At 38.6% G+C, this 11,774-nt stretch carries 2 protein-coding genes and 4 pseudogenes; 1 reads left to right on the plus strand and 5 read right to left on the minus strand.

The features are described from left to right. On the plus strand, positions 1 to 759 hold a 759-nt coding region (gene argC / locus C4E06_RS04915; RefSeq protein ID WP_107667071.1), incomplete at its 5' end, for an N-acetyl-gamma-glutamyl-phosphate reductase. Here the strand turns inward: argC and C4E06_RS04920 are convergent. From C4E06_RS04920 to C4E06_RS04930, 5 genes and pseudogenes are all read right to left on the minus strand, one after another. After that, positions 756 to 1,244: a crossover junction endodeoxyribonuclease RuvC gene (locus C4E06_RS04920; RefSeq protein ID WP_107667072.1), complete on the minus strand. Its 489-nt coding sequence runs from the start codon at positions 1,242 to 1,244 to the stop codon at positions 756 to 758. The two genes, argC and C4E06_RS04920, sit on opposite strands and share 4 nt — an antisense overlap. Positions 1,245 to 1,475: 231 nt before the next feature. Further along, a pseudogene (locus tag C4E06_RS29465) lies at positions 1,476 to 2,615 on the minus strand (calcium-binding protein); the annotation flags it as partial. Continuing rightward, positions 2,498 to 2,746: pseudogene (locus tag C4E06_RS29470) on the minus strand (hypothetical protein); the annotation flags it as partial. The pseudogenes C4E06_RS29470 and C4E06_RS29465, both read right to left, overlap by 118 nt. Then, positions 2,640 to 5,366, minus strand: a pseudogene (locus tag C4E06_RS29475) (calcium-binding protein); the annotation flags it as partial. The pseudogenes C4E06_RS29470 and C4E06_RS29475, both read right to left, overlap by 107 nt. A gap of 3,068 nt (positions 5,367 to 8,434) precedes the next feature. Continuing rightward, positions 8,435 to 11,774: pseudogene (locus C4E06_RS04930) on the minus strand (hypothetical protein); the annotation flags it as partial.

Consider the following 11,774-nt stretch of genomic DNA (forward strand, 5'->3'; position numbering starts at 1 on the left):
TTAGACCTATCGGCTGATTATCGCTTCAAAAATTTAGAAACTTATAGCAGTTGGTACAATAAGGAGCGTAGCGACCTAGATACAGCAAAAACGGCTGTTTATGGACTCCCAGAATTATACCGTGACGAAATTAAATCAGCGTCTTTGATTGGATGTCCCGGTTGTTATCCTACCGCTAGTTTAATGGCGTTATCTCCCTTACTCAAACAAGGGTTAATCATACCCGAAACCACCATTATTGATGCCAAGTCAGGAACCTCCGGAGGGGGAAGACAGGCAAAAACCAATCTCTTACTAGCCGAAGCAGAAGGCTCATTTGGAGCTTATGGGGTAGCTAAACACCGTCATACCCCAGAAATCGAGCAAATTTCCTCTGATTTAGCTGGTCATGAGGTCAGAGTACAGTTTACCCCCCATTTAATCCCCATGGTTCGAGGCATTTTATCAACGGTTTATGCCACCCTTAGAGATCCGGGGCTTGTCAGAGACGATTTATTAACCATTTACAGTGCGTTTTATCGTTCCTCTCCTTTTGTCAAAATCTTGCCTAACGGGGTTTATCCGCAAACAAAATGGGCTTGTGGGACAAATTTATGTTACCTGGGTATCGAAACCGATCCCCGAACCGATCGCGTGATTGTTCTTTCTGCCATTGATAACCTGATCAAAGGACAAGCCGGACAAGCAGTACAATGTCTGAACATTATGATGGGATGGGAAGAAACCACAGGGTTACCCCAACTGTGTTTTTATCCTTAAATATTGTTTCTTAACCCACATAAACCAGCATAGGCAATGGCGATCGCATCCACGCTATCATCGATAGGTAATGTATCTAAATTAAACAAAGTTGCAATCATTTCGGCGACTTCTTTTTTCTTAGCTTTTCCATTCCCTAAATGACATTTCCAACTGGCTTGATGGAGAAAAATTGGCTCAATGTTTGCCTCTCGATAACACACTAAATTAATCACCCCTAACCCTTGCATAACGCCTCCTGCTGCTTTAATGGTGCGGTTAAAAAAGGGCATTTCGATGGCGATACCTTTGGGCTTAAATTCTGTTAATAATTCCCTTAAATCTGCCTCTATTTCTAAGAGTCGTTGGGAGGTGGATAACTGTTTATTGGTTTCAATGGTTCCATAATCAATAATTAAAGGAAGTTGTTGTTCGCTTTCTTGTAGCATTGCCCAGCCAACGATTGCCAATCCTGGATCAATTCCTAACCAAGTTTTTTGGGACATTTTTATCAAAATAATATAGCCCTACGCATTAAGTTTAGGACATTTCCCGATGGTGAAACCTTTTTACAGCTTACTATTGCTCATTCCCCAGTGCTTAGTGAATGTAGAGACGTTTCATGAAACGTCTCTACAAATGTCTATGTTCAATGTTGTTCGAGAACTCCCGTTATACCGATGTTAGGGGTTTAGTGCTGGGAATGTCAGGGGGGTTGATGAGCAAGACGGAACAGATTAGACAACAGAAGGAAGTTCACTTGATGATAGGGTTCTATCATAAAAGCGGAAATACTCCACATTATAGATAGTATCGATATCACCTCGTGAGTTGTCTCGAATCTGAACACCCGTACCATAAGACCAAGCATCATAATTTGATGAATAGCCATCTAAGTAAAAAATATCACTACCGGAACCACCATCGATGTAATCACTACCAGAGTCTTCGTAGATAAGATCATGGCCGCCATGCCCATAAAGAAAATCATTACCTAAACCACCAATGAGGGTATCATGACCGGAACCGCCAGTCAGGGTATCATTACGGGAACTGCCAATCAGGGTGTTATCCTTAGCAGTATTCCCATGGAGTTGAATGGAGTCAATTTCTTCCCAACTGCTGGTATGGTTCGTATTAATTTCAACCCGTACCCCATCAACTAAGTAGTCAGTTTCGGCAAAATCTATCTTGAAGTCATAGGGTTGACCTTGAGGACTGGTATCGGTTCCTGACCAAACCAGACGATAGTTACCGTTGATATCGATAACTTGAACCTTAGTAACAAAACCATTATTATAGGTTTCTCGAATCGTTACACCATCAGCATAGACGGGGGTATCAAAGCCAACTTCTATGTATTGAGTTCCCATGTTGGCACTACTGGTTGTCCAAGCGGTCGAAATATCTCCATACCTAAAGGTGTTAGATGCTCCTAAAACTTGGTTGGCTGACCAACTGCCAGTAGAATATTGGGAACTGTAACCTCTCACCTCACTGGCGTATTGGGAGTATGTAGAGGAAGTAGCGGTTAATCGTGATAAGGTATAGTCACCATTATCAAAACGGAAGATTTCAACATTGTTCACCCGGTCGACACCATCATCCCCTGTAACCGTCAAAGTGTCTCCGTTGAGGCTGAAGGTGTAGTTATTGCGATTGCCTGAGAATATAGCAACATCTGTACCATCCCCACCATTAATGGTATCGTTTCCATAACCCCCATCAAGGGTGTCATTACCTGTACTCCCATACATGGTGTCATTACCTGAACCCCCATCAAGGGTATCATTGCCATCACCTCCAGAGAGATAATCATTTCCTGTACCCCCATACATGGTGTCATTTCCTGAACCCCCATACATGGTGTCATTTCCTGTACCCCCATCAAGAGTGTCATGACCATCACCCCCATACATGGTGTCATTTCCTGTACCCCCATCAAGGGTATCATTGCCATCACTACCACTGAGATAATCATTATCACTATCACCAGAGAGATAATCATTACCAGAACCCCCATACATGGTGTCATTACCAGAACCCCCATCAAGAGTGTCATGACCATCACCCCCACTAACGGTATCATGACCATCACCTCCACTAACGGTATCATTGCCACTACTACCACTGAGATAATCATTGCCACTACCACCACTGAGATAGTTATTGTAAATGTTGCCGTGGATAGAGTTATTCTCACTATTCCCATAGCCAGAATAAGCACTACCTATTAAAGTTAGATGTTCGAGATAGCTTCCCAAAGTGTAAGAGACAGAAGAATAAACTCTATCTATACCTCCTCCTGAATATTCAGTGATGCTGTCGGAACTACTGTCAACATAGTACACATCATAACCTGTACCCCCATACATGGCGTCATTTCCTGTACCCCCATCAAGGGTGTCATGACCATCACCCCCATACATGGTGTCATTTCCTGAACCCCCATACATGGTGTCACTACCTGAACCACCACTTAGATAGTTACTGTAACTGTTGCCGTAGATAGAGTTATGCTCACTATTACCATAGCCAGAATAAGCACTACCTATTAAAGTTAGATTTTCGAGATAGCTTCCCAAGGTGTAAGAGATAGAAGAATAAACTGTATCTATTCCTTGTCCTGAATATTCAGTGATGCTGTCGGAACTACTGTCAACATAGTAAGAATCATTTCCTGAACCACCATACATGGTGTCACTACCTAAACTACCATTAAGGGTATCGCTACCTGAACCTCCTAATAGTTGGTCATCGCCAGAACCTCCATCAAGAGAATCATCCCCAGAACCTCCTGACAAATTATCGTTATCAGACAACCCTCTGAGAGTATCGTTGCCAGAGTCACCTAATAGTTGATCATTGCCGAAACTGCCCTCAAGATAATCATTGCTATCACCACCACTGAGATAATCATTTCCGTAACCACCATAAAGGGTATCATTCCCTGCATCACCGCTCATGTAGTCATCCCCCCAACTCCCATACAGGGTGTCATTTCCGTCTTGACCCAGTAGGGTATCATTGCCATTATCACCATTAATGTGGTCATTTCCACTGCCGCCAGAAATGACATCATTTCCACCATCTCCATAAAGAGAATCGTTTCCTGAGTCTCCGTTTAATGTGTCGTGACCATCATATCCACGAACAAAGTCATTTCCTTCTTTACCCAGTAACATATTGGCAAGGTTATTGCCTTCAATCGTATCGCTCAATTGACCGCCAATAACATTCTCAATGTTATAAACGTACTGTGATACAGATAGATTGCCAGTTTTGGCGATGTAGATATTGTTATAGAGATCAACATCAAGCTGAACGTTAGATGTTTTACTTAAATCAAGGGTATCTTGTCCAGAGCCACCATCAATATAATCTATAAACAATTCTTGGTAATTTTCCAATCGACCCCAATATGAACTCCATCTCCATGACCAATACCATCCTGCCTGACTTTGGATGTAATCGTTACCATCCTGTCCAGATAGAGTGTCATTAGAGTTATCCGCGCCCAAAAGAGTGTCGTTACCGTAACTACCAAAAAGTCTATCTTCACCTGAACCACCATCAACTAGATCATTTCCGTAGCCACCATGAAGAGTATCATTTCCGTAGCCACCAGAAAGAGTATCATTGCCATTGTCGCCATAAATTAGATCATTACCATCACCGCCATCAATCGTATCGTTTCCGCCATAACCATCCATGCGGTCATTGCCACCTCGTCCAAAGAATTTGTTATTATCGTCGTCGCCGTAAATATAATCTCTCCATTTAGTCCCCACCACATTTTCGATACTCTTTAAGTATTCGGGGTTATCACCATCAAACCATTCAATCTTGCCAACGTAGCCATATTTAGAATGGTAAGTGTTTTCTTGTAAAAAAACCTTCATGGCGTTGCCATTTCTTACCTCATATCCTTCACTCCAAGCTTTGTCTGCATAGACCATATAAAGGGTATCAGAACCCGGTCCACCGTCGTAATAGTCGTGATGGGTTCCTCCTTCAAGAACATCATCACCATAACCACCATAAAGACTATCCTCTCCACCACCCCCAACCAGGGTATCATTACCGGAGTACCCGTAAATTTTGTCGCTGCCACTGCCTCCTACTAAGTTATTACTCCAGGAGTCACCTGAAATGGTTGTTACTGTTGTGTTTCCCCAAATCCAATTCCAAACATCCACAGCAAAGTCAGTGATGAGGTCACCGATGTCGCTCACAACATCAAATATTGCATTGCCAATGGTACTAATTGCCTCGACCGCAAAATCCACAACCGCCATAACTTCGCTAGGTAATGGTAGAATATCATCAAGCAACCCAGTAACAATGCTGGCTAAGTTGCTGCTACTAATCTGAACATTTTTAGATACCCCTAATGCGCTAAAGGCGAGGTAGAAGGAAGGATTACTGGTAGACATTGTGCTGCTGATAGTTGCTGCAATCTCTCCAAAGATTCCTGTATCTATTCCTATTGATTGAGAGAAAGAGAGAGAATTCTGATTAAAGCTGATTTCGGTTGAACCTAAATCGATACCACCGAATAATTTAGCATCTCCGCGAATGGTTCCCGTATTGGTTGATTGATTCCAGTCAATGGTTGCATTGGCCATGGTTAGGCCACCGATGCTTAAACCACCTGTGATACTTAAACCATTATTACTAATAGAAATATTAGCATTAGAAACGGTTTGACCTAAAATTTTGACCGCACCAGAGGCAGCGACTTGTCCCGTAGATTTATTCCAAGTAAAGGTAGCATTGCTTAAATCTAATACCCCTAAATCTAAATTTCCTTTGGCTTGAATGTAACTTGTTCCGACACTTAAACTAACAGAAGAAATAGATTTTCCTAGGATAGAGGCTGTTCCTGAACCACTAACAGAATTACTCGATTTATTCCAAGTAAAGGTAGTATTATTGAGGGCTAATATTCCGCCTAAATCGACATTTCCTCTGGCAGTAATCGCACTTGTACTGACTCCTAAACTAACAGAAGAAATAGATTTTCCTAAGATAGAGGCTGTGCCTGAACCACTAACAGAATTACTCGATTTATTCCAGGTAAAGGTAGTATTGTTGAGGGCTAATATTCCTCCTAAATCGACATTTCCTTTGGCTTGAATGTAACTTGTTCCGACACTTAAACTAACAGAAGAAATAGATTTTCCTAGGATAGAGGCTGTTCCTGAACCACTAACAGAATTACTCGATTTATTCCAAGTAAAGGTAGTATTGTTGAGGGCTAATATTCCGCCTAAATCGACATTTCCTCTGGCAGTAATCGAACTTGTCCCGACGCTTAAACTAACAGAAGAAATAGATTTTCCTAAGATAGAGGCTGTTCCTGAACCACTAACAGCATTACTCGATTGATTCCAGGTAAAGGTAGTATTATTGAGGGCTAATATTCCGCCTAAATCGACATTTCCTCTGGCAGTAATGGCACTTGTACTGACTCCTAAACTGACAGAAGAAATAGATTTTCCTAAGATAGAGGCTGTGCCTGAACCACTAACAGAATTACTCGATTTATTCCAGGTAAAGGTAGTATTGTTGAGGGCTAATATTCCGCCTAAATCGACATTTCCTCTGGCAGTAATGGCACTTGTACTGACTCCTAAACTGACAGAAGAAATAGATTTTCCTAGGATAGAGGCTGTGCCTGAACCACTGATAGAATTACTCGATTGATTCCAGGTAAAGGTAGTATTGTTGAGGGCTAATATTCCGCCTAAATCGACATTTCCTCTGGCAGTAATCGAACTTGTCCCGACGCTTAAACTAACAGAAGAAATAGATTTTCCTAAGATAGAGGCTGTTCCTGAACCACTAACAGCATTACTCGATTGATTCCAGGTAAAGGTAGTATTATTGAGGGCTAATATTCCGCCTAAATCGACATTTCCTCTGGCAGTAATGGCACTTGTACTGACTCCTAAACTGACAGAAGAAATAGATTTTCCTAGGATAGAGGCTGTGCCTGAACCACTGATAGAATTACTCGATTTATTCCAGGTAAAGGTAGTATTGTTGAGGGCTAATATTCCGCCTAAATCGACATTTCCTCTGGCAGTAATGGCACTTGTACTGACTCCTAAACTGACAGAAGAAATAGATTTTCCTAGGATAGAGGCTGTGCCTGAACCACTGATAGAATTACTCGATTTATTCCAGGTAAAGGTAGTATTGTTAAGGGCTAATATTCCGCCTAAATCGACATTTCCTCTGGCAGTAATGGCACTTGTACTGACTCCTAAACTGACAGAAGAAATAGATTTTCCTAGGATAGAGGCTGTGCCTGAACCACTGATAGAATTACTCGATTTATTCCAGGTAAAGGTAGTATTGTTAAGGGCTAATATTCCGCCTAAATCGACATTTCCTCTGGCAGTAATGGCACTTGTACTGACTCCTAAACTGACAGAAGAAATAGATTTTCCTAGGATAGAGGCTGTGCCTGAACCCGTGAAACTACTAGAATTTACATCTACATTTAAAGAAGGAATAGTTAAACTTAGGATTCCTCCTGGTAAGTTTAAACTGACATTTTGCAGTGTGACACTCTTAGAATCAATGGCAAAGCTGGCATTACTTAAAGTTTGTCCTAGAAGCGTAATATCTCCCTTTCCTGATGCAGTTTGATTGGTTACATTGACGGTTAAACTATCAACTTCAATGCCTAAAATATTAGCTACATTGAGGCTAGTATCTGAGATAGTAACCGCATCTTTTATTAGAGTGAAACTGCTATCAGCTAAAGTCTGTCCTAAAACAGTTATATCTGCTTTTCCTGATGCTGCTTGAGTGGCTAAATCAACCGTTACAGAATCTACATTCAGACTAACAATATCAACTAAATTGAGATCAAAATCCTTAATAGTTGCCTTAGTTGGCGTAATTTCAAACTCTGCTGAGGCAATATCATAACCTAGCAATCCAATCTTGCCATCCCCAGATAATAACTGTTGACTAGCTGTAATTGCTACAGTGATATCTAAACTATTATCTCCAATTCCTTCTACTTTTAATAAAGATTGTTCTGTTCCTGGAATTTTCAAGTCAAACTCAGGAATGTTCAAAGTTCCTTCCAGATTTGTAAAGGTAGTATTCGACTGTAAAATCAAGGTTGCATCTGCACCCCAAGCGGTTAATTTACCATTAATTTCAAATCCTTCACTAATGGTTTGACCTGCAATTTTTGTAGGGAAAGGAACATACTTAACTAAGGGGTCTAAATCCGTATCTGCATCGTTTCCGTCCACAGATTCTATCTGTAAATCAATAACTTTACCTAGCAAATCTAAGGTTTGATTAAAACCATCAATGACAGGATTTTCTACGGTATTTAATTGATTGAGAACAAAGCTAACAAGAGGTCCTTTCCATAAATCAACGAGGTTCACCGCTTCATTAGTAGTTAAGACTAAAGCTACCTTTTCGGGGTCATTGGTATCGATAGAAAAAGCAGTGGAAAAATCAGCAGCTTCACCCCATTTTAAGTTGCCAATAAAGCCAATATTATCAATATAAGGTGCAAGATAAGTTCCCCCTCCTTGAATCCCTATATTGCGTAATTCTGTCCCCACTAAACCATAGGGATTATACCAAGTGCTGTCTCCTTGTACATTAGCCCAAAGGGATAAAGATTCGGGTTCAAAATTAATCCCACCACTCAAGTTTAAAGTAGGTTCACCAACTTGTGTGGGGTCATATCCTTCAAAAGAAAATTACCACTTAATCCGAAACCGGGTTCTAAGTCAACCCCAATATCTAATCCTAGATTTAAGTCACTAAAACCAACCTTGAAGCTATCAATGGAGAATAAATCAAAATCACCGTCGATACTACCCCATAAACTGGTTAAACCAGCAGGATTAAAGCCAAGATTTACATCTAAATTATCAATTCCTAATCCATTAATAAAATTACCAAAATTAGTATCTAAACCAGCAAAATCAATGGTTCCTGCTAAATTTAAACCTGAAACTAAATCGATTTTTCCTAATTCTGGAAGAGTAATCGAATGGCTTAAGTCTGTCAAAAAGATTTGAGGATCAAGTAATTTTACATCCCCAAGAATCGGAATATTTGGTAATAATGTCGTAAAGTCTAAATCATTAGGTAAATCATAGTTGAAAGTAATTGAATTACCAAAAGTAAAACCAAAGTTTTGACCGTTTAGTAAACCATCTAATTCTAGATTCATTCCCCCTAAATTAACATCTTTCAGCAGACTTAAATTAGGAGTAGATAAGGTTAAATCTGGTGTACCAAAGATCCCTGAAATTAAACTATCTAAAGCAGTATCCATATAAGGTACTGCACCATCTAAACTGAATAAATTACCGAGATTTAAACTAAAGTCATTCTCAAAATCTAAGGCCAATCCTAAATCAGAAATGGTTAAACCAATATCTCCCAATGACGCAAGTTTTAGCTTGATAGAATCGGGTAAGGAAACACCACCTAAATCAGTCAATAAGTTAATAATTCCATCAAAATCTACACTAGGAATATTAACGTGATAAGATAAATTGGGTGTTCCTAATCCTTTAAGATTAATGGTAGGATTCTCTACATTAAATGCCCCAAAAGTAGCATCAAGTTCCCCTAATCCTAAGTCAACTGATAACCCATTTAACATCCCCCGAATATCAACTTCTCCCAAGAAATCGAAGTTAATAAAATCATTACCAATAGTTAAGTCAATATCTCCTAACCCCACTAGAAAATCAACCATAAAGTTAGGCATTTCGGGAAAACTATCTAAGAGATTAGAAAGAGTAATATTTGGTAACTCAGGAATCGTTAAAGCAAAGTTTTTGACACCATCAATAAGTTGAATGTCTAAGGTAGGAAAAGATACACTAAAATCTAAATTAGTATCAAGATTTAAACCGAAACCATTAAGAATATTGCGTAAGTCAACATCTCCTAATCCTTTAATTTGAAAGAAATCAGTGCCAATATTAAAACTAACATTACCTAGTTCACCTAAGAAATCTGTGGCAAATTTTGGAAGTCCTAAACTACCAAATAATGTGTCAAAAGTAGCTTTAGGTAAGGGAGGAATCGTTAATTGATAATTGGGTAAACTGCCGCTTAAATCTAGCTGTAAACTAGGTAAATTAACATTTAATGAACCTAAATTTAGTCCAAATTCCAACCCGTTTAATATTCCACTTAGATCGATTTCTCCTAATCCCGTAAAGTTCAATAGATCACCATCTAAGTTAAAGTTAACGCTAGGTAATTCACCCAGAAAATCAATAGCAAAGTCGGGAAGAGATAGGTCGAACAGATTAAATAAGTTAGGTAAACTTACTGTTTCTAGGGAATCAACATCAAAGGCTAATTTTTTGACTCCATTAATCACATTAATATCAACATTAATTCCTGTACCCATTAACTTTAATATCTCAGAGATATCAACATTTGTAAGTTGAGACATGACAGAATTCACTAATGCAAAGACATCAATGGAACCTTCATAGTTTAAGTTAACTTTATCTCCTTGAATTTGTAAATCAAAATCACTACCATTAAAGAGAGTATCTAGATTTATTTCTGTTCCTAATGTGGTTTTTGTTAGGATTAAATCAGGGGTATCTAAGGTTAAAGATGTTTCGGTTCCTCCAAACATCGCAACAATACCGCTTATTCCTTCTTGTAAGAAAGTAAGACTAGAATCGATTTCAACAACTTTCCCTAAATCTAGCTTTACATCGTCAAAGTATTTAACCCGAAAACTATCTTCAGATAAGACTAAATCAACTTTTCCTAATGTAGTTAATTCATTGAATAAGTTAACATCTGTCATCTCACCCAGTAATCCCATCACCTCCCCAGTAGAGATTTGAGGGAGGGTTACTTCATAGAATTTTTCTCCGTTAATTTCTTGAATATATAAACTGGGTAAAAAGACACTAATATCTGCATTAATATCTGTTGTAAATCCCAATTCTCCTGAGAGATTATTGACAATAGAAGTAATTCCTACTTCATCTAGGTAAGTGATACGAGTCCAATCTTCTCCTAATTCTACTTTGATTTTATCTAAAACATTAAAGAAATCTTTAGCAAAACTAGGTAATCCATCTAAACCATCTAACAGGTTATTAACTTGAATTTCATCGATTTGAGGAATGGTAAACTTAAACTCATTAATTCCATCAACTTTGAACATTTCAAAGGAAGGAATCCCAACGGTAAACTCAGGTAAATTGACAACTCCTAATTCATTAATAATCGGTGCAAAATCAACCCCCTCTAATCCATTTAATTTTAAGAAATTATCACCAATGGTTAATTCTATTTGACCTAATTCTGCTAAGAAATTAACCGCTAAATCAGGTAATCCTAAACTGTCTAATAATCCCTGTAAATCAGCTTGAGATAAGGGAGGTAAACTTAAACTAAATTGTTTAACTCCATCAATTAATTCAACGTTAATAGTGGGGACTAAATTTAAGTCAAAATCTAGTAAATCTCCAAAGCCGAAGTTATTAATAATTGGACTGAGATTAATGGGTTCTAAAGCTGTGAATTGAAACCAGTCTTCTCCAATCGTAAATTGTAAATTAGATAAGTTGCTTAATAAGTTACTAGCAAATTCAGGTAAGTTTAACCCATTCAAAAGATTTTGTAATTCAGGCTTATTTACAGAGGGAAGACTAACATTAAAATAATCAATTCCTTCAATAGTTTTGATTTCAAATGTGGGGAGTCCAATGGAAAAATCAGTTGTTACTAATTCACCAAATCCTAAACCATTAATAAGAGGAGTTAGATTAATATCCCCAATGCCTTCAAATGTGAGTAAATCTGTGCCAATGGTAACATTAAAATTGGCTAAATCTGCCAAGAAACTAACGGCAAAATCGGGCAATTTAAAGCTATTAAATAAGCCTTGTAAATCGGTTTTTGGTAATGCAGGTAAGGTAAAGGTGTATTGAGGAATACCATTAATTGATTCTAGATTAAGAGTAGGGGTTAAGTTTAAATCAAAATTGAATAAC

This window comes from Cyanothece sp. BG0011 (assembly GCF_003013815.1).
Lineage (GTDB): Bacteria > Cyanobacteriota > Cyanobacteriia > Cyanobacteriales > Microcystaceae > Crocosphaera.